Here is a 25,386-nt window from a genome sequence, read left to right as displayed (position 1 = left end):
TTCGCAAGGTTTCATTTAAACAGCGGAATGCACTCCGATAAATTCGGGGCTCTTCCGATTGTTGATCATCAAACATTCCGAAGGACTTCGTACATTCGGAAGTTAATGATTTTCGGAGTAAATATGAATATTATCGATTTCGTGAAAAAAGAACTGAACCTGGAAGCAGAAGCAATTCAAAAAGTAGCTGATCGCATAGATGAAAATATCGAAAAAGCGATCGAATTGATCTTTAATTGCCAGGGTAAAGTTGTTGTAACCGGAATGGGGAAGACCGGCATTATTGGACGCAAGATTGCTTCAACGCTTTCCAGTACCGGCACCACTTCCATTTTTTTGCATGCTGCAGAAGGTATTCACGGCGATCTGGGAATTCTTCAGCCGGAAGATGTTGTATTAGCAATTTCCAACAGCGGTAATACTGAAGAATTGATATCAATAATTCCATTCATCAAATTCAATAAAATTCCCATCATCGCTTTCACAGGAAATCTGGATTCCAAACTGGCAAAAAATGCCGATCTGATCATCGATTGTCATGTTGCCAAAGAATTCGAGCCATTTGGTTTAGTTCCCACTGCCAGCACAACAGTCGCTCTGGCAGTTGGTGATGCCATTGCAGTAGCACTGCTGAAAAAACGAGATTTCCAGGAATCTGATTTTGCTCAATTTCATCCCGGTGGAACAATTGGGAAAAAGCTTCTTTTGCGAGTGGAAGAATTGATGCACAAAGAAATCCCAATTGTAAAAGAAAATGAAACAATGAATTCAGCAATACAGAAAATGTTGGATATCAACATTGGAGGAACTATCGTTATCGATAATAATGATAAATTGGTTGGAATTATTACCGATGGTGATCTGAAAAGAATTTTACTCAAAAATCAGCAAAACATCATGGATAAAACTGTTTCGGAAACAATGACAAAAGATCCCAAAACGATCTCAGGAAATTCATTGGCAGTTGATGCCTTGAATCTGATGGAAGATAATAACATCACTTTACTTCCTGTAGTAGATGAAAAATACAAACCGGTCGGAGTATTGCAGATGCATGATTTGATCAAAGCCGGTGTGGTGGGATAAATGAAAATTGAAATTTCCAGGAGATTAGAAAACTACATATTAACTAAAGGTAATATCATCACAATAGATCTTTTTCCAGTGATGAAAGGCTGATGAAACGTTGTAAAAATGCTGTCCGAGAAGATGGCTGCTCCAGAAGATAAAGCCGATTTCATAGAAATAAAATATCAAAATTTAACCTTTTTTATCCACAAACAATATTTCTCAAATCAAATAGAAATCTTTATTCCATATTTAGGAAAGGAATTGATCAAAATCATAGATCAGTAAGCGGGAGGAAAAGAGGAATTCCTTTTGTTTATTTTTAATCGAAAGATTTCCTCGCTGCTCTGCCTCGGAGTTTCCAAATTTTCTCCCCTTTTTTGAGGGGAGATCCGGCAGTTGCCGGAGAGGAGTAAATAATAAGAATTCGGTTTTCAGCTTGCTGAAATAAATTTGGCGAAATACCCCCTGACTCTGCTATGGGGAGAGTAAAATTTATGAATTTCTTTATTTATTTTTAGTGTTTCTCTTTTATGATCACAGCAGACAATCTTAGCAAAAGAAGACTTTAAAAAGAGTTTTTCTTACTGTGAAATTTTTATTCCCGGATTCAAAATAACATTCAACCTTTCACGATAAGAACCACGAGGAGTTCCCCGACTAAGATCTAGATCGGAAATTACAATACGGTTTGTAACTCTGTTTGATATTATGCTTTCGTCAACTTGCTGATATCGATAAAGAACATGGATCGCATAATCTTTGTTACTTTCACTTCCCACGTATAGCATTATATGTCCCGGCATACGAAGTAAAGTGAAACCTGGAATACCTGAATTCTGCAGAATTTCAGGAACCGGTTTTTCTGGAAAAATCTCCCTTAAACTTTGCCAGGAATTTTGTTGTGCATTTCCGTTGCGAGGAAAATTAATTCCAAATAAGGCATATAATTTCTGAATAAATTTGGAACAATCAACAAACTGATTAGTGTCGCCCCAACCATAAGGATAATTTAGCCATGAAAAGGCTTTCTCCAGCAAATTGCGAGAAGTTATCGAAAGCGGCTGTAAAACAATTTCATTTTTACGAATATAGGCAAAAAATGTTGCGGTGACTTTTGGGCAGTAGATCCTGAAATGTTTTTCATCACTAAAAGTTGTATCGATCCAAACTTTTGAACCCATTCGCAAAGTGCCAGCGAAACCAGACTCATTTTGCTTAAACCAAAATTGAGCATAAGGGATGCAGACAATTCCACTTTTGAACTTAGCAAGTTGATGATAATTTTTCAACATGAATAAATTTTCTTTTGGAATCCAGCCATAAGAATCATTATTAACTTGAAAAACCCATTTTCTATCTCTACTAAGGCAAACAGCAAATGTGATGTTTCCCATATCTAATCCATTGTTTTGCAAACGATTAAATTCTTCATCAAAAGTTTTTTCAGATAGAAAATAGTTACCGGGTAAATTCAATTCGTTACTGAAATGAGTGATGAAAGCCAAAGAATCTAAGCAAAGGTTTGAAAAATCAGTTAAATCACGAGGAAGATTTTCACGATAAAAATCGAGTTCTTCTGCGCTAAGTCTGCTGCCATCCTGTTCATACAATTCGGCTTCTTCTAAAAAAACTTTTTTACGTTCAATATATTTATAGGCAAGATCATGGAATTCATCAATTAAAGAGTCATCTTTCTCTGTATCAATAACATTTCTGATTAATCCAATTTTCTTTATATGAGAGTTCAAATTTTCGATATCATTGGAGTTCAAAATTATTGAATCCGGTTTTTCTATTTTATCTATCCAATATCCAGCAAATTGCATTTCGGGTGAAACATGCGGCAAAAGATGCGGAGCAAAATAATATTCGTTTCGAACATGATAGATATTATTTTCCTGTTTTGAAAGATGACTGCAACCTGATAAGATAATGAATACAAATAATATATAAGCGGATTTTTTCATGCATACCTCTTAAGAAATGAACACATAAAAAATGGCGGAGACGTAGGGATTTGAACCCTAGATGCAGTTACCCACATACACGCTTTCCAAGCGTGCTCCTTAAGCCACTCGGACACGTCTCCACTCAATAAATTATATGCTTGCGAAAAAATTTAGCTGTCTTTTTCTGTAAACTGTTTTTTAGATTTTTTTGGTTCTTTATTATTTACCAATTCCGAAAGTAAAGCACTCAAATCTTCTTTTTTCATTTTATTGGGAAATCTTGTTTTGATGAACTTCTTATCCATTACAGCTTCAAAGCTGATCTTCACCAATGCTTGATCGATTTCTTTGGATGAACGACGAACATGGCGCTTCTCTAAAATTGAAACAATAATAACACCACTAAGAAGAATCAGCCAGTTGGCATATATCCAGATCAGGAAAATTGGAATAGCTCCCAGAACTCCAAAGATCAATTCAATATTTGTAAGTGTAGAAATATACCAGTTGAAAAATGACTTGAATAATATCCAAACCGTTGCCGAAATAGCTGCACCAATAACAATCGACCGTTTTTTTACTTTTACAGTGGGAATGTAGAAAAAACCCAGGCTGAAGATAAGTGTTAAAATAAAAAATGGTGAAACATACAAAGATAGACGCTGCAAAATTCCGATATTTAAAAATTTTGATACGATTGGTAGCGAGATTGCTGATAGTAAAACCAGAATTAAAAGCGATCCAAAAACGGTCATACCGAGAAATCTTGTAATTTCAGTCAGGAAGTTTTTGGATTTCATTTCCCTGGCATTAAGGATCGTGTCAAAAGTGGTATTGATGATCTGAAATAGAGAATAAGATGTAAAGAGCAGGATTACAAAACTTATGGTGTTAAAAGGAATTCTTTTACTGGTCATCTGTGATATGTAATCGAAAATGATCTGGGCGGATTCCGGAACAAAAATGGAACGAGTTAGCTCACTGATTCTGTCTTCAAGCTTCAAGAAAGGCAGATCTGGTAAAAAGAAAACTATAAAAATAATAAATGGAATAAAACCCAAAAGTGTAACATAGGTAAGAGCAGCTGATTCCTTGAATATCTTGTCTTCATTATATTTTTTCCAAAATGCTTTTAAAAAATCTAAAACCTTATTCATAACGCAAAGCCTCCACAGGATTTAATCTGCTGGCAACAATTGCGGGTATAATTCCAGATAAAAACCCCACACCTGCTGACACGATTAGTGCTATAACTATCATTCCAACACCAGCAATTAATTCAAATTCTATAAATTTACTTACGATATCCAAAATCGAAAGCCCCAGAACTACACCAAGAATTCCACCAATAAATGTAACAAGCACCGTCTGTACCAAGAATTGTATAAAGATATCTCTTCTTCTAGCACCTACCGTTATCCTGATTCCTATTTCTCGGGTTCTTTCCTGAATAGTTGCAAGCATGATATTGGCAATAACTATACCACCAACAAAAAGAGAGATTGTGCTTATCAAGAAAAAGATCAATTGAAAATTTCTTTGATTTTCTGCCTGTTGTTCTGCTGCTTCCTGGGCAGATTCCACGCGAAAAACAGGTTTACCCTGACGTAAATTCAGAATAATAGATTCCAGTTTTTCTCTAAGCTCAGGAGCACTGTCTGCATCCTGTGCTTTTACGATGAAACTACCGATCTCATCTTCACCGGTTCCTTTATGGATCATCGTGCTGAGCGGGATAAAAGCTCTTCTGTTCATGTAAGCCAAACCATTTTCATTTCCCAAAATTCCGCTATTCTTCATAAATCGGTGCTTCATAATACCGATTACCTGAAGTCTTCTTTCTAGAACTGTTACGAATTTTCCAATAGCGTCTTTGCTGCCAAATAGTTCCTTTTTGATCTCTGTTCCAATAACTATGACGTCGTTGGATTGGCTTACATCGAATTCACTGATGAACCTGCCTTCCTGAACATCCCAGTTTTCTATCTTGGAAAAATCGGGAAGCACACCATAAATTGATGATCTATATTCCTTATCTTGGTATTTATAACTTGTCCAATTGCGTTCTGAAGGATTGAAATACTTAGCTTCAGGAATAAGAGATCGGATCAAATTCAGTTCTCGCCAGGTAAAGTGATTATTGAGTTTTAACGGATTTTCATAAGTCCAATTTCTATAAACTGATATTTTGCTGAGTCCGCCACGCTCCATCATCCAGGCAAGTGTTTGTTTGTTAATTCCTTTCATCAGAGCCAGAACAACAATGATCGACATAACGCCTAAAACGATTCCGATGATTGTGACCAGACTTCTAACCTTTCGAGACCAGAAATCTGTAAAACCGACTACAATACTTTCTTTAAGAGATATCGCCATTATGAATTAGTCCGTCCACGATATTGATGATTTTATTTGCTCTTTTTGCTACATAAGAATCGTGTGTAACGATAATAATTGTATGTCCTTTTTTGTGCAGGTCTGTAAAAATTCCCAGAATATCATTTCCCGAGTTTGTATCAAGGTTCCCGGTTGGTTCATCTGCCAGGATTATGGCTGGATTATTCACAATAGCCCTGGCTATGGCAACGCGCTGTCTTTGACCACCGGAAAGTTCTGATGGTTTATGGCGAAGACGATCTCCCAGACCAACTTCTCCTAAAACCTTTCTTGCCAATTGAATTCTTTTACGTTTGGAATATCCTCCATACATCAAAGGAAGTTCAACGTTTTTTTGAATATTTAAATGAGGAAGAAGATTGAAGGTCTGAAATACAAAACCAATCTGCTTATTTCGAATTGCTGCAAGCTTTGATTTCTTGATATTACTAACTGTTTCTTCCTGTAAAATGTAATCGCCCTCTGTTGGAGAATCAAGACATCCTAAAATATGCATCAGAGTCGATTTCCCGGAACCGGAAGGACCCATGATCGCAACAAAATCACCTTCGTCGATCGTGATGTCAACACCATTGAGCGCATTTACAACGATCTTTCCCATTTTATATTGCTTGGTTAAACTATTAACTTTTATTAATTCCACATTTCAATCCTTAACAAAATATTAGTGAGATAATTAAAAAGAGGTAATTGTTGTCAAAATAAATTTGTTTATTGACTTTCAGGATAGGGAACAGCAAAAATATCCCAGTGAGGAAAAATGAATAAAAGCAAACATAGAATGCCGATTAAGATCCAGGCTTCGAAGTCTATTTTGAATCGATTGCTGATAATTGCCACGATGATGGATAAACCACTGAAATTCAGAAATTTCTCGAATTGTGATGATATAAGAACTATGACTGAAAACCTTTTTATATTGGGATATAACATTATTGAGCGTGGTGATTTTCTTACAATTTCCAAAACTCATGATCATTCGGGAAAAGTTCAACTTTCTGTAAGAGATTCAGCCACAGCAGCCAGATTTCTATTAGCTCGCCTATCTGTTTGGGAAGGCTTAAAATCAAAATTAGAATTAACTGAACAATTACAAAAAAGGCCATTAAAAACAATGATAGATGCACTAAAAAAACTTGGTGCAGAAATCGATATGGAATCTTATCCAATTAATATTGTTGGAAAAAACATAATTGATCATAAAATCTCCATAGATGCTGGTATCAGCAGTCAATTTGTGAGTGCTCTCATGTTGATATCTCCTGAACTGAAAAATGGATTAAAAATAGAATTAGAAAATGAAATTGTTTCCAAAGATTATATAAATATGACTGCAGAGATTATGCGAGATTTTGGAGTTGATGTAATCATTCATAAAGATTTTATAGAAATTCCACAGGGTCAAAAGTATGAACAAAAAGAGATTTACAATGTTGAACCTGATTATTCATCAGCAGCTTATTTCTGGGCGATTGGGGCAAATTCAGAGTACTGGATTGCAACAGAACCAATTTCAGAAAATTCGTTACAGCCGGATTATGGATTTCTTGAAATTTTAAAAAAAATGGGAGCTTCAGTTAAAATTCAAAATGAAATGATCTGGGTAAAGAAAGGTGAATTACATGGAATTGAATTCGATATGAAACACATGCCGGATCAGGTTCCTACACTTGCTGTTTTAGCTATTTTTGCAAAGACACCTACAAAGATAAAAAATATCAACCATCTTCGTTATAAAGAAAGTGACAGAATAAAGAGTATCCAAAGTGAATTAGCAAAGCTGGGAGTTCAATTAAAATATGAGGAAGAACACCTTATAGTTCTACCCTGCAATAAATTAAATACATCAAAGATCCTTTCATCTCACAACGATCATCGCATTGCAATGTCACTCTTTATTCTCAAAATTATTTATCCCGAAATCCAAATTGATGACTTGAACTGTATTAACAAATCCAATCCTGATTTTTTGGAAAATATGAATAGTCTTATAGTTAATTCTTGACATTTATTTATCTATTTTATAAGAAATGTTTTTATGATGAAAAACGAAAAAATAGTTATATTATCGGGAGGTTTTTCGGAAGAAGCCGAAGTTTCCCGCATCACTTCTGAAGAGATCAATAAATCATTACAGGGTTCAAGATTGAAAACTCTTCTGCTAGATCCTGCTGATTTTAAATCTTATGGGAAATTGATCGAAAAAATAAGAAAGTTCAATGCTAAGATCGTGTTTAACGGTTTACATGGAACAGATGGTGAAGACGGAAAGATCCAAGCTCTTTTAGATTTGGAAAAGATTCCATACACCGGTTCCGATTCCCGCTCCAGCGCTATAGCAATGGATAAAGAAATTTCGGGAATAATTGCTCAAAGTATTGGTTTGGAATTACCGCAACGCAGCATTGAAACAGATACAGATCAATTTAGTTTGGATGATGTGGAAAATGTTTTTGGTTTTCCTTTTGTTATCAAACCAAATGATTCAGGATCTTCAGTGGGTATTTCAATTGTTAAAAATAAAGAACAGATAATTCCTGCCTTCCTGGAAGCAAAAAAGTACAGCGACAAAGTAATTTTCGAAAAATTCATTTCCGGTCGTGAACTTACAGTGACGATACTTGATGACAAACCACTTCCGGTTGTAGAAATAAAACCAAAGAACGGCTGGTACGATTTTAACAATAAATACACCAAAGGCAACACGATCTACGAATCTCCAGCTGAGCTAGAAGATGATGAAATTAATCTGATCCAATCTATGGCTGTTCAAATATTCAAGAAACTTGGTTGTTCAGTTTACGGTAGAGTAGATTTTCGTTTCGATGGTGAAAAATTCTTCTTTCTAGAAGTGAATACTTTACCGGGAATGACAGAACTGAGTTTAACGCCGATGGCTGCTAAAAGTGCAGGGATCAGTTTTGATGAGCTACTTATCAAAATTATCGAGATATCTTTGAAAAGATTTTAATAAACTCGAAAAGGAGAGTTTTATGAAAAAGATTTTTATTTTGTTTTTTGTTTTTTGTTTTAGCGTTATGTTTGCTCAAAGTTTTGATGTAAACATTGAACTGACTACACCAATGGGTACTTATTTCAACACGTTTTATCCTGCAAATTTCAATCCTGAGGAACCTGATTCCCAACCAGAATTTTTTGTTATGAATTTCAGTACAACGGCTTCTTCACCTTTGGAAGATTACAAGATCCATGTGGAAGTGACACGTTCTGATGCGCAGGCAAATGTTGATCTTATCACAAATGATTTCTCACCAGAAATTCCAGTTAATCCAGCCTTTCTCCGCTTAACAAATAGGGATATTGTCAATAACGATCCTGTAGATTTTGATAATTCTGGAGATTATGATGATCTACTTTCTGATATCGAAGATTTTGTACTTTCTTCCGGCAGAATGCCAGATGGAGATTATAATTTCTGGTTCGAAGTTAGAGATTTGAATGACAATCCACTTTCTGACCCAGTTTCTACAACCATCACAATCCAATCACCGATCTCAATTTCCTTGATCACTCCTGGTTATCCTTTGGGAAGTTTCGGACCAATGAATTTGATGAACCAATATCCTGAATTTATCTGGTTTTCAAATTTAGCAAACTATACTTTCGATCTTTATCATATCGATGAAGAAATCGAATCAGCAGAAGAAATCGAGCTTTTGGATAAATATTATACAACCACTACAATCAGTAATTCTATAGTTTATCCCGGCAGTGCAGCATCTCTGGAAAATAGTGAGATCTATGCCTGGCGTGTTTCAGCTCCACTTTCTTCACCAGGTTCCACAGAAACTTATCAGAGTGTGTTCTACACTTTCAAAATAGATATGGAAGAAGAGGACGAAGTAGAAGAAGTTATTGTGATAAACTTTTTAAATCAATTGAACACTGGTGATATAACTGTTCTACAAAATCTATTGAACAACGGATATAATATTTCCACGATTACCTGGCAGGGACAGGAAATTTCGGTGGATGAATTGATGAATATCTTGAACCAATTGGCCAACGGCGAATTGGATGTTTTGGAATAAAGGAGAGCTCCATGAAAAATTTAACTACTTTTCTTTTGTTAATTATTGCTGTTTCTCTTTTTGCAGCCGATCCTGTAGCCTTCATGATAAAAGCCAAAGGTGAAATTGAGTTAAATAGAGATGAAGAGAAAATGATGGCTGAAGAAGGCCAAAATCTTATCAATAAAGATGAACTCATCAGCAAGGAACAATCTTTTGCTGTTGTAAAATTCATTGATGGAAGTTCCAGTGTAAAATTATTTCCCAATAGCATTCTTACGATTGAAGCAGAACAAGAAGATGATAAACTGAACAAAAGAAGTACTCTCATGCTGGGTGGATTGCTGGCTCAGGTAAAAAAGAAAACAGGAATATTTGAAGTTGATACACCGAACAACGTGGTTTCCGTGAAAGGAACTCAGTTTATGGTAGAAGTGGGTGAGAGCGGTAGAGCTTCTGTAAGCGTTAAAGAAGGAGAAGTGTCTATAAAGAATAAGCAAACTTCCAATGAAGTTTCTGTTACATCTGGTCAGAAAGCTGCTGAGAATGAAGCTGGTGAGTTTACATTTTCCGATGTAAGCGCAGATGAATTTGAAGAAATTTATGAAGAAAAAGGTGAAGACATCAAAGAAGTAGAAACTTTAAAGATCGAAATGGAAAATGAAGATGGAGAAATAGAGATAATAGAAATTGAATTTGAAAAGAGGTAATATATGCTCAAAATAATTTCAATAATCGTATTAGTGTTGATCATAATTCCACTATTTTCGGAAGTTGTTTTGAATCACGATCCGATCCAGACAATCCAAAAAGGAAAAAAAATTAATATCAGACTTGATGTTCGGGAAGGAATCGAACAAATTGCTGGAGTTACAATGTTTTACCGGCAGCAGGGAGAAATAGTTTATAACGAGATGGAACAAGATATGACATCTGTAACGCAGCCTTATTTCGAATTCATCATAAAAAATACAGATGATATGGAAGCTGGTTTAGAATATTTCTTCCAAGTTCGCAAAAGTGATGAAACAGTTGTTTCCCTGCCAGAATTCAATCCAGAATCTTCTCCATTTCTTATTACAATTATAGAGCCTGAACAACAATTCATGCAGGAGAAGTTCATTTTACTTTCTCCTGATCCTGAATACACAGACTTCTCCAAGGATTTCATCATTGCAATCTCATTTTTTTCCATTCAGAATAATATCGATCTTTCTTCGGTAAAATTCTATTTGAATGACAAAGATAGAACTGATCAGGCTGAAATTTACAAAAATTTACTGATCTACAAAGTTTCCGGTTTATTTCAGGGAAAGTACAATTATCAGGTGAAAGCTAATCTGAAAAACGGAACCGAGATAAAATCTGAAATATGGCGAATGAGCATTGTAGAAAAAAGTTGGAAAACAGATATTAATTTAAGAGGAAAATCAACTGTTAGCACCTATTATTCGAAACAAAATTATGAAAATGATGATGATACCGATAAGCGAGCAAATTATCTTTTGATGTTTCAAGGTAAATACAAGTGGTTAGGTTTTAAAAGTAAGATCTATCTTTCTTCACTGGAAACTCATAAAGCTCAACCCGTGAACAGGTACAATATTGCTTTTATGACCAAATATTTCGATCTTACTGCTGGTGATCTTTCTCCAAATTATGGAACATTTTTATTGAGCGGAACAAATGTACGAGGTGTTCATACCAACCTGCATTTTCGTAATTTTAGAATGAAATTCACAGGTGGCCAAAGTAATAGAGCTGTGGATGGTGATTTTCAATACGATGCAGGTACATTTGCCACCAATACTTACAGTTTACGCACAGAATTTGGTCGACCTGACGCAGTGATGTGGAGTTTGGGCTTTTCCAAGAATAAAGATGATATCGCTTCTATTGACGAAGATTATGTGATCGATGCAGATAGCTCATATGTAGTAGAACCTCAAGATAATATCGTTCTGGGCTCAGATGTCTCCTTTGCCCTTTTCAAACGCAGATTGCTGATGGGAGCAGAAGTGGCAATGAGTTATCTGAACAGAAATATCTATGAAGGAACAATGAGCATTGAAGATATTGAAGCAGAACTTGATACCGAACTTGATCTGCCATTTGATCCTGAAGATTTAGAACCGATATTAGTGATAAATGAGAATCTGGAACCTTATACGCCAAGTCTTAAAAATCTCGCCTATAAAACCTATCTGCGAGCCTTTTTCTACCGAAATTTCCTCAATATAAATTATTCTGCAGTTGGTGGAAGTTTTAATTCCTTATCTTCCAATTATCTGCAAACTGATACTTCGGTTTTGGGCATTAATGATAATATCAACCTCTGGAAAAACAAAGTTAATCTGAATCTTTCATTGAATTTGATCGCAGATAACCTGAATGATGAAAAAGATTATACAACCAAAACTTCTAATTATAATTCTCAATTATTTTATCGCGCTACCTCCGATCTCAATTTCAGACTTTCATATTCCATGAACACTACTGCAAGATCAGGAAGCAGCAATCTTGGAGATGCAAATTCTTCCATCATCAGTTTTGGAACCAGTTACGATCTTAATCAATTCAAAACTGCTCCTACTAGATTATCTTTTAACTTTATGCAATATGCCAACGATTACAGCTACACTAACGAAGCCAACAACGACACGACAGATTATGTCTATTCGAAGAATAATTTCATTTTATCGGCAAACAGCGAATGGGAAAGTTTGCCATTGGAGACAGAAATATCGTTCACACTATCAGTGGAAGATAAGGAAAATGCTGGAGAAACTGAGGAAAATAGTTTTAATTCTATATATTTGAAGGGAATTTATTCACTTCTGGAAGATACGCTCAAACCTTATTGTGATCTCAAATATGATATTTTTGGCGGTGATCAAGATAAAAGTTCTACTCTTTTTAATGTAGGAGCATATTACCAAGTTTTTATAAGAACATTTTTATCAACCAATCTTGGTGTTAAATTGTTCAAAGATAATGAAATAGAAGATGGAGATTACACAACTTTAACTTGGAGATTCAAAATTGTTCAGAAATTCTAAAACGGATAAATTAAAATTTATCATTGTTCCGATAGCGATTTTCATCGTTTTGGAGATCGTTTTCCTTTCGTCATTCTGGCAAAGTCTGGAACACAAGGCAAAAGACCTCTTCTTTATAATGCGAGGTGCAAGAGAGATTTCGGAAAATGTCGTGATCGTGGAAATCGGAGATGAAACATTTAACGTGCTGAATGAAAGCTGGCCCTTTCCCAGAGACTATCATGCACATCTTATCGAAAACCTGCAAAAAGCAGGTGTGAAAGAAATAATCTTTGATATCGAGTTCACAGAACGTTCTGATGTAGAAGCTGATGAATATCTTGCTTCCGTTGCAGGAAAATATGATAATATTGTAATTGCTGGCAAGTTGATCAAAACAATTTATGATTCTTCTACCCGAGAACAATTTCTCACTCCTATCCGACCATTTATGGAAAGAAATGTGAAGTGGGGAATGGTAAATATTACTGCAGATGAAGATGGTTTTGTAAGAAAATATGAGATTATCCAAAAAAGAAAGGACGAAGTAAAACCATCTATAGGTTTGCTTGCCTTAGCCGATGTCTATGGCATTTCACCCAATTCTAGTCAATTCCAGAACAATCCCGGATATTTCCGACTTGGAGACAATTTCATTCCTAAATATCGTTCAAAGAGTGTCTTATTAAATTACTTCGGACCTGCTCGACATTTCCCATATTTTGATTATGCTCAAGTAATCGATGATTCTACTTTTACCACTGATTTTGAAAAATCTATTGAATCCGATTTAAACGAGTTTAATGAACTCAAACCGATTTTGAAAGATAAAATCGTATTGATCGGATTAACTGCGGTAGAATTCCATGATTTGCATCATACACCATTTTTCAGCCAAGATCAGAGATTGACACCGGGTGTGGAAATTCATGCAAATTTTATCGAAATGGTGCTTCAGCATGATTATCTACAAGAATTTTCTTTCTTTATCTTCCTTGGAATATTCTTATTTATTGGAATAATATTATTCATAATCAATTTCAATTTAAAACCTTCAATTTCATTTATTCTGAATTTGATTATGATAGTTATCTATGTAGGTTTTGCATATTACATTTTTACATCGAGAAATACTCAGATTCCAGTTCTGGAAATCCCATTATTGATTATTATTACATATATTTCGGGATTGATATTCCAATATATAAAGACAGTGCGTGAAAGAAAATTCATAAAGCAGGCTTTTGGACAATACATAGCGCCAGAATTAGTAGAAGAACTTATAAAAGATCCTCGCAAATTGGAATATGGCGGCAAGCAGATGGATCTTTCTGTAATCTATGCAGATATTGTATCTTTTACTCCTTATACAGAAAGTCATTCTGCCAAAGAAACAGTTGAAATTGTCCGAGAATATCTTTCTGCCATGGTCGAAGTGATAATGGAGAATCAAGGAACTCTGGATAAATTCGTGGGTGATGAAATCATTGCATTGTTTGGTGCTCCTGTACCCTTGGAAGATCATGCTTTCCGAGCTTGTAAAGCAGCAATTGAAATGCGCTTGAAAATGAATGAGCTGAAAGAAAAATGGATAGCTGAAAAAAGAGATCCTGTTGATATTGGTATCGGCTTAAACAGCGGTACAATGATCGTCGGAAATCTTGGCTCAGAACAAATCTTCGATTACACCGCAATTGGTGATAATATGAACGCAGGAGCTCGCATTGAAGCTCTTACCAGGAATTACAAAACCAGGAATAACATTCTCATCAGTGAATCAACATATAATCTCTGTTCAGATAAGATTATTGCTGAATTTGTAGATGAAGCGACCGTGAAAGGTAAATCTATACCTGTTAAAGTATTCGAACTGATTGGCATCAAAAAGGAAGCTAACACAATTTCAACAGAAAGTGACAAAACAAATTCTATTCAAGAAAGCCAGGATGAAAAACCGGAAATCACTGAAAGTCAATAATGATGCAGGTTTAGGATTTTTTGCATTTTTTTGAAGAATTTTATTTGTTAATATAGATTTGCATCCTAATATCTCTAACATGTTGCGTTGCATAAGATTACGTCGTACAGGCAACTGGATTGGAACCAGAAAAGTGATCTCAAAATTGCTGTAATGCGCTTCAAATGGGCTTCTTAAGAAATTTTTTAATTGACAAGATTTTGCTCCAATCCAATTACTCGACAGGTGTTTTGAGACCCAAAAAATAAAGGAGGAATTGATGAACAGACAAGATTTAATCGCAAAAATTGCAGCAGAAGCAGGTATTACCAAAAAAGCTGCAAACCAAGCTTTGAACTCTGTAATTGATGGAATTACAGTAGCACTTGAAAAAGGCGACAAGGTTTCTCTTGTTGGCTTTGGAACTTTTAAAGTAAACAAAAGAAATGCTAGAACTGGCGTTAACCCACAAACAAAAGCTAAAATTCAAATCCCAGCACGTAAGGTTCCAGTATTTAAAGCAGGTAAAAAACTGAAAGACGCAGTTAAGTAGTTTTTAATTTCTTATAAAAGCAAGAGCTCCTTAACTGCTCTTGCTTTTCTTTTATTTTAATCTTGTAAAAAAGAGGGAGAAATGAAATTTTCTATTGAAAAACAAAAGTTGCTTTCCAATATTCAACATTTATATCAAATCGTACCCAGCAAAAACACAATGCCGATCCTTACAAATTATCTTATCGAAGCAGATGAGAAAGCAGATAATATAAAATTTACAGCCACAGATCTTGAAATTACTGTAGTTGCACAATTTGAAGCAAATATTACTGAAGGCGGAAAAGTTGCTGTCTCTGCCCGAAATTTAAATGATATGATCAATGTTCTTCCCGATTCGATGGCTCATTTCCTGTTGGAAGAAGATAATCTGAAAATAATGTGCGGTAATGTTAAATACAATCTTCATTGTGCAGAAAGCAGTCAATTCCCGCTTGTTCCGCAAAAGAATTTGGACAATATATTTAAAATGAATGCCAAGTTGTTCAAAAAGATGATCGATAATACTCATTTTGCTGTTTCCACAGAGATCAATAGACCCATCTTTACCGGAATTTATTGGAAGATCATGCCCGATAAACAACTCATGGTTGCTACCGATGGTAAAAAGATCGCTGAATTCAATTTGAACAATCAGGTTGATATTCCAGAACAAATAGAGCAGATAATTCCTACAAAAGGCCTTTTGTTTTTAGACAAAGTTTTCAATGAAGATCATCCTGATGTTTCCATATTGATAGAATCGAACAGAGTTATGTTCTCTTATGGCAATTATACGATCTTCACCCATATTATTGAAGGAAGATTTCCTGATTATACTAAAGCAATTCCAGCTAATAATAATAACGTTCTAAAAATAAAGAAAAGTATTTTAAAAGATGCTGTAAAAAGGGTTTCCCTGCTTGCTTCCGAAGATACTTTTAAGGTAAAATTCGATATTTCCACAAGTGCTTTTTCGATAAGTTCAACCAAACGTGAAGAAGGAGATGCAAACGAAAATCTGGAAGATTTCAATTATTCCGGTGAACCCCTTGTTATCGCTTTCAACTATCGATATCTCAATTCCATTTTGAACGTTCTCGAATCTGATTTTATTGAAATTCGCATGGGGAAATCAAATGAACCAGCACTCTTCTTCAATACAGATACAGACGAACGTTATTTTGCCAGATTTTTGTTGATGCCTTTACGTTTGTCATAATTGCGAAAGGATCTGAGATCAATTGGTTTTATTAATTGGAAATTAAATATTTAAAGTTAACTAATTTTAGAAATTTTATAGAGTGTGATTTTAATTTTCCTGCAGAAGGTTCACTGATTTTTGGACGAAATGGAATCGGAAAAACCAACCTGCTGGAAGCAATAGCATATTTTGCTTTTGGAAAGTCGTTTCAAAACAGTAAAGATACTGAACTGATCAACTTTTCAAAAGCATTTTTTCGTTTAGAAGGTAACTTTAAATTTTCCCAAAAAGAACATCTTTTCGAAGCTGCAGCAGATAGAACGAAAAAAATAATAAAAATAGATGGCAACACAATTTCCCGTATTAGTGATCTTTATAAATATCTAAAAGTAGTTTATTTTTCTCCTGTTGATATCAATATTACAGGCGGGCCACCTTCTTATCGAAGAAGTTTTATAGATCAGGCTGTTTCGCAATATTCTTTTGATTATATTACAAATCTCAGAGATTATAATCGAATCCTAAAACAGAGAAATGCACTTCTTAAAAGCGAATTTGATCCTCATGAAAAGCGAATCTGGGACAATCAGTTTGTAGATTTGGCAGTTCAAATAATTAGACAGAGATTAATTTATCTGGAAGAATTCATTCCTGTTTTGCAGGAATACTATCATCAGATCAGCGATAATAGAGATAAGCTTTCCATAAAATATAAATATTCGTTCCCTCAAAATGGTGATGATTTAGAAACATCACTTCAGGAGCATCTGGAAGACAGTGTGGAGCAGGAAGTTCATTATGAAAGAAGTTTGAGTGGACCGCATCTGGATGATATCGAATTGATGATCGATGATCATCCTGTGCGTCAATTCGGCTCTCAGGGACAAAAGCGTTCTCTGGCAATTGCTGTTCGGCTGGTTCAGGCCAAACTTATTGCCAGGCATTCTGATGAAACTCCCATTTTGATGTTTGATGATGTGTTATCTGACCTTGATAAAGAACGTTCAACACAGATCATGAATTTACTGCATGAAGAACATCAGATATTCATTGCTACACCAAATAAAATCAATTACCAATCTTTTGAATTAGCAGAAATAAATCTGGAACAAACAGATGAAAATGAATAGAAACATTTTCGGCTGGATCATGTATGATTTTGCTAATTCATCGTTCACCACTATTATAGTAACAGTTATTTACAGTGTATTTTTCAAGGAAGTTGTTGTAAATCAAGGTGAATTGGGAACTGCAATGTGGGGAAGAGCTGTCAGTATTTCGATGCTTCTAGTAGCTGTTTCTGCTCCCATTTTTGGTGCTGTTGCCGATTTTTCCCGAGCCAAAAAAAGATTTCTTTTTTTTAATTGTTATTTAACAGTAATTTTTACAGCACTTCTTTATTTTGTACGAGCCGGAGATATTTTTACCGGAATGCTTTTCTTTATTATTGCCAATTTTGGATTCAACAGTGGAAACGTCTTTTACAATGCACTTCTTCCCGACGTGACGAATCGAGAAAATATGGGGAAGGTTTCCGGCTGGGGTTGGGCTGTTGGTTATATTGGTGGAATGATTTCTCTTCTTATCGTTCTTCCTTTGGTTCACAATAAATGGACTCCGCTTGTTTTTCCTACAGTTGCAGCATTTTTCGGGATTTTTGCTATTCCCACTTTTATATTATTAAAAGAAATTCGCAAACCTTCCAAACGAACCAATTATTTCAAAACAGCTTTCAAACGTATTCATCGAAGCCTGAAAAGTCTTCGCAATTTTCGAGAACTTCTCAAATTCATCATCAGCTATCTTATTTATAATGATGGAATTATCATCGTCATTAGTTTTGCTGCAATTTATGGATCTACCCGTTTTGATATGAGTTCCAAACAGTTAATTAATTATTTTATCATCGCCAATATCACTTCCATGATCGGAGCATTCACATTCGGTTATGTTTTAGATAAAATCGGAGCAAAAAAAACAATAACAATCACATTACTCATTTGGATAGCTGTTGTGATCTGGGCATTTTTGTGCAAATCGATAAACGAATTTTACTTAGTAGGAATACTGGCAGGAATTGCCATCGGTTCCAGTCAATCCAGCAGCAGATCGATGCTGGCACTTCTTACTCCAAAAGATAAAATGGCAGAATTCTTCGGCTTTTATTCTGTTACCGGCAGGATTGCATCAATTCTGGGACCTCTGGTTTACGGTGAAATTTCCCGTATTACTGGTGATCAACGCTGGGCAATTTTATCTGTTCTCTTTTTCTTTATCTTCGGAGCAATTATTCTTCAAACAGTTAATGAGAAGAAAGGACAAACAGCAGCGCTTTCCTGGCAAATAGAAGAATAACTAAAAACAAGTTTACAAAAGAATCACTCAAAAAAAATCTGGACATTTAAATAATAAAATCAATAAATTAGTTTTTGATTTGCAGTGAGTGATGATGCCTATCTTAAGTTCATCAAAACACTGCAGGAGGTAAAATGCTGAGAACAATGTTGTTGTCAAAAATTCATCGAGCTCATGTAACAATGCGAGATTTGAATTATGTGGGAAGTATCACAATCGATAAAAATCTTCTGGATGCCAGCGGTATGAAACCGAATGAAAAAGTGGAAGTTTACAACATCAGCAACGGTAACCGTTTTGCTACTTACATTTTAGAAGGTGAAGCTGGTTCGGGTGTAATTGGTGTGAACGGTGCTGCGGCGCGATTAGTTAGCCTGGATGATAAAGTTATAATCGTAAATTTCGGGCAGTTGAATGAAGAAGAAATGAAAAATCATAAAGCAAAAATTTTAATAATTGAAGACGATTTAAACCAGAAATTTATTACTTTGGAAAAATAATGAGCAAAAAACCTGTTGTGATAAGATCCATCGCAGAAATGCGAAATGCAAGGCAAAGTTCCACAGGAAAAGTCGGATTTGTTCCTACGATGGGTTACCTTCATGAAGGGCATTTAAGCTTGGTCAAAGCTGCCAAACAGAAATCGAATATTGTTGTTGTAAGTATTTATGTAAATCCAACACAATTTGGTCCCAACGAAGATCTGGGCAGCTATCCGCGTGATTTTGATAAAGACATTTCACTCTTGACTGAATTAGCAGTCGATTACGTTTTCTTCCCAACCAACGAAATGATGTATCCAAAAAGTTATAAAAGCTGGGTAATTGTAGATGATCTTACTGAAGTTCTTTGTGGAAAATCACGCAAAAATCATTTTCGCGGCGTTACAACTATTGTCACTAAATTAATGAATATTATCGATCCCGATTTTATGTTCATGGGAGAAAAGGATTTTCAACAGCTCAAAGTTCTGCAGCAGATGGGTAGTGATCTGAATTTTCGAACTGAGATCATTGGCTGTCCGCTGATTCGTGAAAATGATGGGCTTGCTATGAGTTCCAGGAATAAATATTTGAATACTGAGCAAAGGAAAAGGGCTTTATGCCTTTATAAATCGCTTCTGCTGGCTCGTAAAATGTTCAAGGATGGGATTTGCGATGTCGATAATATCGCTGCTGAAATGCGCAATTTGATCGAAAATAACGATGGTAGAATTGATTATATTGAAGTTATCGATCCGAATACATTGCAATCGCAGCAGAAAGCAGAAAAGAATTCCAGAATAGTTTTAGCAGTTTTTATAGGAAATACAAGACTGATTGATAATATGAATATTTCAGATTGAGGTGAGAAATGGAAAAAGTTGATATTTTGATCATCGGTGGTGGAGTTGTAGGCTTGGCAGTTGCAAATTCATTGGCAGAAGAATATGAGGATGTTGTTCTGGTAGAACAGGAAGAAACTTATGGCAGGCACACCAGCAGCCGAAATAGCGAAGTACTGCATTCAGGAATTTATTATCCGCAGAATTCCAAAAAGGCTATCCATTGTGTTCAAGGTTTGGAAATGATCTATGATTTTGCCAAACAGCACAATATTCCATTCGATAACTGCGGGAAACTTGTAGTGGCAACTACCGAAGAAGAAATCCCTGAACTGGAAAAACTTAAAGCCAATGGTGAGAAAAATGGTGTAAAAGATCTTAAAATTATTTCTCAGAAAGAATGCTATGAACTTGAACCAGATATAAAGGCAAAAGCAGCTCTTCATGTACCTTCCACAGGAATAATAGATACACACAAATTGATGCAGAGACTGGAAAGCGAAGCTGAGAAAAAAGGTGCGTTTATTGTTTATGATATGGAAGTTATCACAATCGATACGCTGGATGAAGGTTATCTGGTAAATTTCGAAAATGGAGAAGCTTTCGAAGCAAATACGATCATCAATTGTGCTGGACTATTTTCCGATGAAATTGCAGACATGGTTGGAATAAATATTCGTCGCCAGAAACTGGAATTGCACTGGTGCAAAGGTGAATATTTCAAGTCTTCCAATCTGAAAGGAATAAAACACCTCATTTATCCTCTTCCCGATCCCAGGGGAATTTCTCTGGGAATTCACCTTACGATAAATTTGATGGGAGAAGTTAGATTTGGTCCCAGCGCTTATTATGTAGATGAACTCGATTATATGATGGACGATACACACAAGGATGATTTTATTAAGGCAATTCAAAGATATATCGATATCGATCCTGAAACTCTGCATCCAGATGATGCTGGAATCAGGCCGAAACTGCAAGCTGAAAATGATGATTTCAGAGATTTCTATATTGAAGACGAATCGGAAAAAGGCTATCCAAATTTTATAAATTGCATTGGAATTGAATCACCTGGTTTAACTGCCAGCATGTCAATAGCACAGGAAATAAAAGAACTCATAGATAACAGAATTATCTATTGATCAGAAAATCCTCGATGCTTACTTCGAGGTAGAAAAATTATCTTCTCAGTTTAAGGAGGAGATGTTCTGCATTTTTCTGTTTTTTAAAGAATGCAGAACAGATGTGTAGATAAATTATCATCATGCTGAAACATAATTTCTACTGAAAAATGCAGTGGAATATCTTCTTATTATTCTTTTTGGAGGTTTTATGCATTTAACTGAACGTTTTTTATATCACATCTGGGATGCTCAGCACATTGTAGAAGAGTTAACAACAATTTCCCATAAAAAAATGAAGATTCTTTTTCCTGGAAGGTGGAATACAGATTCTGGCCCCGATTTCAAAGATGCAATCATAGAAATTGATGGTGAAGTTATGAGAGGAGATGTAGAGATCGAATTGGAAACTTATAATTGGAAGGTTCATGAGCATCATGAAAATCCTGCTTTCAATTCAGTTATTTTACAGGTGGTGTATGAACACAACGGGCAATATAAATTCAATTTCAACGAAGATGGAACTCAGTTTGAAATTCTGGAATTGAAAGATTTTTTGAACCAGGATATCAATAAACTGACCAAAAAATATTTAGGTAAAAATAAGCAAACCATTTCGAAATCCTGCCGATTGATCAATAATATGAATCAGGAAAAATTTAGATCATTCCTGATTGAACTTGGAAACGAAAGATTTTATAAAAAAATTAAAAGATTTACTGCTGAACACTATTTTGCCGATTTCGAACAATTGCTATATCAAGGTTTGCTGGAATCACTTGGTTATAGCAAAAACAAATATCAGATGATCCAGTTAGCGATGAAGATTCCGTATAAAAAAATTAAGCAATTATATACTGATGGAATGAAGAAGGATCATTTAATTGCATTATATCTGTGTTCTTCAGATCTTATAAACCACCTGCCTTCCACGTTCCCGCTTGAACTAAAAAATAAATGGATAGATTTGTTTCACGAAATGAAATTAAATCCAGACCAGATTCCGATAAATTGGAAACTGTTTCGAATTCGCCCTGTAAATCACCCGGCGATCAGGATTTTACAAGTCGTAGAGATTTTATACAGAAGTTTGGAAACTTCAATATTTAAGGAGGTGCTAAAGCTATTTTCCTTCAGCATTGCTAATTTCAAATTATCCGAATTGAAAAAGAAGAATTATAACTATTTTCAAACAACTCCCGATTTTCTTCCCGAAAAGTATAAGTTGGGAAAAACCAGGATCGATACAATTGTTGTAAATATCATTTTGCCGCTTATCATAGTTTATGCCAAAGAAAAGAGCTATGCTGATCTCGAACAAAATATTTTAAAAGTTTATCAAAAATATCCTGGACTTCCCAAAAATTACATTACGAATTTTATGGAAAACTTCCTGCCGGATCCATATAAAAAAATTGTTAACCGAAAAGCAATAAATCAGCAAGGGATTATTAAACTATATTTTGATCAATGTAAATATCACGATTGTGAAGAATGTTCATAGGTTTTTCAGTTTTTTGCGTTGACATAAATTGCCTGAATTTGCTTTCTAACCAAGGAGGTTATAATGAAAAAAATCATGTTTTTATTATTTTTAATTTTTGTTTCTACTGCTTTTGCTACAACCATTTACGATATCCAGTATACGACTGATCCTGGTCCTGATGGAACATATCCATCACCAATGGATGGACAAATAGTTACCGTAACAGGAATTGTGACAGGAGAAAATTACAATCAGGATAATAAATTCTTCATGAGTGATCCAGGTGGTGGAGCTTGGCATGGAATTTATGTTTACGATTATACTGCTGGACCTGCTTTGGGCGATGAAGTAGAAGTTACGGGAACTGTATCTGAATATTACGGATTGACTGAGCTAGGATATTGTACAATTACAGTTTTAAGTTCAGGAAATCCAGTACCCGATCCATTACAGGTTACAACTTTAGATCTGGTTGTGCCAGCTTTGGCTGAGCCGTATGAAGGTTGCTTGGTTTCAGTTTCCAATGTAGTAGTTACTGCAGAACAAAATAATTATGGAGAATGGTATGTTGATGACGGCAGTGGAGAATGCCAGGTAGACGATGGTTTCTTCTATTTGGATTCTGTAACTCCACCGATTGTAATTACAGTTGGTATGGAATGGATGGAAATTATTGGTTGTTTAGATTATAGCTATGATGAATATGGTCTTAACCCCAGAACTCCGGATGATTTGATCGATACGATTCCGCTTGTGGCTGATTTTTCTGCCGATCCTTTAACCGGAAATGCTCCTTTAGAAGTTAACTTTACCGATGAATCTACTGGGAATATTACAAGTTGGGAGTGGGATTTTGACAATGATGGTTCGATTGACAGTAGCGAAGAAAATCCAACTTATATTTACGATGTCGTTGGCACTTATACTGTTAGTTTAACAGTAGGAGATGGATCTACCACTGATACAGAAACAAAAGTAGATTACATCGTAGTTGAAACAGATTTAGATGCTGATTTCAGTGCTGATCCGCAATCTGGATATGCTCCTTTGGAAGTAGCTTTTACAGATCTTTCTACTGGGAATGTAACTTCCTGGGAATGGGATTTTGATAATGATGGCTCAATTGACAGCGATGAACAAAACCCAGTTTATGAATATACCACAACTGGAATTTACACAGTTGTTTTAACTGTATCAGATGGAGCTAATTCCGATACAGAAACAAAAATAGATTATATTACAGTTGGCGAAGGAGTTGTAGCAGATTTTCATGCTGATCCTCTTTCTGGAAATTCTCCTCTGGAAGTACAGTTCAGTGATGACTCAATTGGACCTGTAACATCCTGGGAATGGGATTTTGATAACGATGGTTCGATTGACAGTGACGAGCAAAATCCTGTACATATATATAGCGAAGGTGGTTTATATACTGTTTCACTTACTGTAAGTGATGGTACAATTACAGATACAAGAACTCGTGTTGACTATATAGAAGTAATTGCTGTTGGAACCGGAAATATATTATCAAGTTTAAATTCATTAGATCAAAACTATCCCAATCCATTTAATCCTGTAACAGAGATTTCCTTCCAGATTGCAGATGGCGATACTGGTGAATTGACAATCTACAATTCAAACGGACAGCTATTACAATCTAAATCTTTTGATAGTGGAACTCATCAGTTCGAATGGAATGCTGAATCTCAGTCATCCGGGATCTATCTATATCAGCTTAAAACTGGTAGTTTTTCAGAAACCAGAAAAATGATATTACTCAAATAGAATTTTCAACTATTAGAACAAAACCTGCTGGAAATTTATACCGGCAGGTTTTTTTGTTACTTGACATGAAAAATCAACAGAGTTTTTCTCGTATGGATTTATTTTTTATATTTACGATAAAAAGTAAGGGGAGTGTTATGAAGAAAATTTTACCGATCATTTTGATATCATTCGCTATTGCTCTAGGCTTTATTGCATGCGATAATCAACCTGAAGATATCGATGGTGAAGTATTGGTAAAAGAAGTTTGGAATGCGATGAAAACAGGTAATATCGATTATTTGGATAATGTTTTAGATCCCGCTTTTCAATCGATTCATGCTGATGGAACCAGAAACAAAGCAGATGAGATCGAACTTGTTAAAGGCTTGAATATGGGAGATTTTGAACTAACTGATTTTGTCATTACAAAAAATGTAAATACTATGAATGTCGCCTATTTTGTACATGTCAAAGAAACCATCGAAGGGGAAACTTATGACAAGAAGTCTGCCAGGCTTTCTGTTTTCAGCAGAACACCAGAGGGCTGGAAGTGGATTTCTCACGCAAATCTTTTGCCAATGAAACATAAATAAAATATTTTATCTCAATTTTTTTGGAGGAAGATGAAAGTCTTCCTTCTTTTTTATTATTTTCACATTCTGGTTGACAGCCTGAATGAAGATTCATTTTTGACGTTATTGAATAAGATTCAGTGGAGGAAGGAATGATAAGAAAACAATCTGAAAAGGTGGTTGAAAAGAAGAATAGAAAACGGCAATCAATAATTGATGCTGCTATCGAAACTTTTGCGATCAAAGGTTTTCATAAAACTAAAATCAGCGACATTGCAAGAAAGGCTGGTGTAGCAGATGGCACAGTATATCTTTATTTCAATAACAAAGATGACTTGTTGATACGATCTTTCGATGAGCTGATAGCCGGTAAATTGGAAGAATTAAAATCTCTATTCCAGGAAGAAGACAGCTATGTAGCCCGATTGACAAAATTCTTCGATTATCATGTAAAACTTTTTACAGAAAAACCACACATCGCCCGATTTATGTCGATAGAATTAAGGCAAAGTACTGAATTTTACCAGAAATTTCCAGAGTATCAACCGATCAAACGTTATCTGAAGTTTTTGCAGGAAATAATTAA

22 protein-coding genes and 1 tRNA gene are annotated in these 25,386 nt (G+C 35.2%); 18 read left to right on the top strand and 5 right to left on the bottom strand.

The window, feature by feature from the left end; genetic code table 11:
- Nucleotides 1-123 precede the first annotated feature (123 nt).
- On the top strand, nt 124-1,086 hold the full coding sequence (locus K9N40_04565; GenBank protein MCF7813732.1) for a KpsF/GutQ family sugar-phosphate isomerase: 963 nt from the start codon (nt 124-126) through the stop codon (nt 1,084-1,086).
- Between the two features lie 566 nt (nt 1,087-1,652).
- Here K9N40_04565 and K9N40_04560 read toward each other — a convergent pair.
- From K9N40_04560 to K9N40_04540, 5 genes are all read right to left on the bottom strand, one after another.
- Entirely contained in the window at nt 1,653-3,038 is a 1,386-nt protein-coding gene (locus tag K9N40_04560; protein MCF7813731.1) for a C40 family peptidase, read from the bottom strand.
- A 32-nt stretch (nt 3,039-3,070) separates the two neighbouring features.
- Nucleotides 3,071-3,160: transfer RNA gene (locus K9N40_04555), tRNA-Ser, on the bottom strand.
- Between the two features lie 30 nt (nt 3,161-3,190).
- Complete coding sequence (locus K9N40_04550; protein MCF7813730.1) at nt 3,191-4,177, bottom strand: YihY family inner membrane protein; 987 nt, start codon at nt 4,175-4,177, stop codon at nt 3,191-3,193.
- Entirely contained in the window at nt 4,170-5,396 is a 1,227-nt protein-coding gene (locus tag K9N40_04545; GenBank protein MCF7813729.1) for an ABC transporter permease, read from the bottom strand. The genes K9N40_04550 and K9N40_04545 overlap by 8 nt, the downstream gene beginning before the upstream one ends.
- Nucleotides 5,380-6,018 (bottom strand): ABC transporter ATP-binding protein, encoded by a 639-nt coding sequence (locus K9N40_04540; protein MCF7813728.1) that lies wholly within the window; start codon nt 6,016-6,018, stop codon nt 5,380-5,382. Before K9N40_04540 ends, K9N40_04545 begins: the two co-directional genes overlap by 17 nt.
- 159 nt (nt 6,019-6,177) lie before the next feature.
- On the opposite strand from K9N40_04540, the gene aroA reads away from it, so the two are divergent.
- From aroA to K9N40_04455, 17 genes are all read left to right on the top strand, one after another.
- Nucleotides 6,178-7,422, top strand: coding sequence for a 3-phosphoshikimate 1-carboxyvinyltransferase (gene aroA / locus K9N40_04535; protein MCF7813727.1), 1,245 nt, complete (start codon nt 6,178-6,180; stop codon nt 7,420-7,422).
- 33 nt (nt 7,423-7,455) lie between these two features.
- Nucleotides 7,456-8,388, top strand: a complete 933-nt coding sequence (locus K9N40_04530) for a D-alanine--D-alanine ligase (protein ID MCF7813726.1) — start codon at nt 7,456-7,458, stop codon at nt 8,386-8,388.
- Nucleotides 8,389-8,410: 22 nt separating this feature from the next.
- Complete coding sequence (locus tag K9N40_04525; protein ID MCF7813725.1) at nt 8,411-9,469, top strand: hypothetical protein; 1,059 nt, start codon at nt 8,411-8,413, stop codon at nt 9,467-9,469.
- A gap of 11 nt (nt 9,470-9,480) precedes the next feature.
- The gene (locus K9N40_04520) at nt 9,481-10,158 is read left to right on the top strand and encodes a FecR family protein (GenBank protein MCF7813724.1); all 678 of its coding nucleotides are present in this window, start codon (nt 9,481-9,483) and stop codon (nt 10,156-10,158) included.
- A gap of 3 nt (nt 10,159-10,161) precedes the next feature.
- On the top strand, nt 10,162-12,507 hold the full coding sequence (locus tag K9N40_04515; GenBank protein MCF7813723.1) for a hypothetical protein: 2,346 nt from the start codon (nt 10,162-10,164) through the stop codon (nt 12,505-12,507).
- Complete coding sequence (locus tag K9N40_04510; protein MCF7813722.1) at nt 12,491-14,464, top strand: adenylate/guanylate cyclase domain-containing protein; 1,974 nt, start codon at nt 12,491-12,493, stop codon at nt 14,462-14,464. The genes K9N40_04515 and K9N40_04510 overlap by 17 nt, the downstream gene beginning before the upstream one ends.
- A 259-nt stretch (nt 14,465-14,723) precedes the next feature.
- Nucleotides 14,724-14,996 carry an HU family DNA-binding protein gene (locus K9N40_04505; protein ID MCF7813721.1) on the top strand — a complete coding sequence of 91 codons (273 nt, stop codon included), beginning with the start codon at nt 14,724-14,726 and terminating at the stop codon, nt 14,994-14,996.
- Between the two features lie 81 nt (nt 14,997-15,077).
- Nucleotides 15,078-16,196, top strand: a complete 1,119-nt coding sequence (gene dnaN / locus K9N40_04500; protein MCF7813720.1) for a DNA polymerase III subunit beta — start codon at nt 15,078-15,080, stop codon at nt 16,194-16,196.
- A gap of 35 nt (nt 16,197-16,231) precedes the next feature.
- Nucleotides 16,232-17,308, top strand: a complete 1,077-nt coding sequence (locus tag K9N40_04495; GenBank protein ID MCF7813719.1) for a DNA replication/repair protein RecF — start codon at nt 16,232-16,234, stop codon at nt 17,306-17,308.
- Complete coding sequence (locus K9N40_04490) at nt 17,295-18,533, top strand: MFS transporter (GenBank protein MCF7813718.1); 1,239 nt, start codon at nt 17,295-17,297, stop codon at nt 18,531-18,533. Before K9N40_04495 ends, K9N40_04490 begins: the two co-directional genes overlap by 14 nt.
- Before the next feature lie 134 nt (nt 18,534-18,667).
- Nucleotides 18,668-19,033 carry an aspartate 1-decarboxylase gene (locus K9N40_04485; protein ID MCF7813717.1) on the top strand — a complete coding sequence of 122 codons (366 nt, stop codon included), beginning with the start codon at nt 18,668-18,670 and terminating at the stop codon, nt 19,031-19,033.
- Nucleotides 19,033-19,878 carry a pantoate--beta-alanine ligase gene (panC, locus tag K9N40_04480; protein MCF7813716.1) on the top strand — a complete coding sequence of 282 codons (846 nt, stop codon included), beginning with the start codon at nt 19,033-19,035 and terminating at the stop codon, nt 19,876-19,878. Before K9N40_04485 ends, panC begins: the two co-directional genes overlap by 1 nt.
- An 8-nt stretch (nt 19,879-19,886) precedes the next feature.
- Entirely contained in the window at nt 19,887-20,999 is a 1,113-nt protein-coding gene (locus tag K9N40_04475; GenBank protein MCF7813715.1) for an NAD(P)/FAD-dependent oxidoreductase, read from the top strand.
- A gap of 190 nt (nt 21,000-21,189) precedes the next feature.
- Entirely contained in the window at nt 21,190-22,482 is a 1,293-nt protein-coding gene (locus tag K9N40_04470; GenBank protein MCF7813714.1) for a DUF2851 family protein, read from the top strand.
- Nucleotides 22,483-22,545: 63 nt separating this feature from the next.
- Entirely contained in the window at nt 22,546-24,246 is a 1,701-nt protein-coding gene (locus K9N40_04465) for a PKD domain-containing protein (GenBank protein ID MCF7813713.1), read from the top strand.
- A 137-nt stretch (nt 24,247-24,383) separates the two neighbouring features.
- Nucleotides 24,384-24,821, top strand: a complete 438-nt coding sequence (locus K9N40_04460) for a nuclear transport factor 2 family protein (GenBank protein ID MCF7813712.1) — start codon at nt 24,384-24,386, stop codon at nt 24,819-24,821.
- 131 nt (nt 24,822-24,952) lie between these two features.
- Nucleotides 24,953-25,386, top strand: a 434-nt coding sequence (locus K9N40_04455) for a TetR/AcrR family transcriptional regulator (protein ID MCF7813711.1), incomplete at its 3' end; no start/stop codon positions are given.

Source organism: Candidatus Cloacimonadota bacterium, from assembly GCA_021734245.1.
Lineage (GTDB): Bacteria > Cloacimonadota > Cloacimonadia > Cloacimonadales > TCS61 > B137-G9.
The sequence above is the reverse complement of the archived record's forward strand: the minus strand, read 5'-3'. Positions and strand labels throughout refer to the sequence as shown.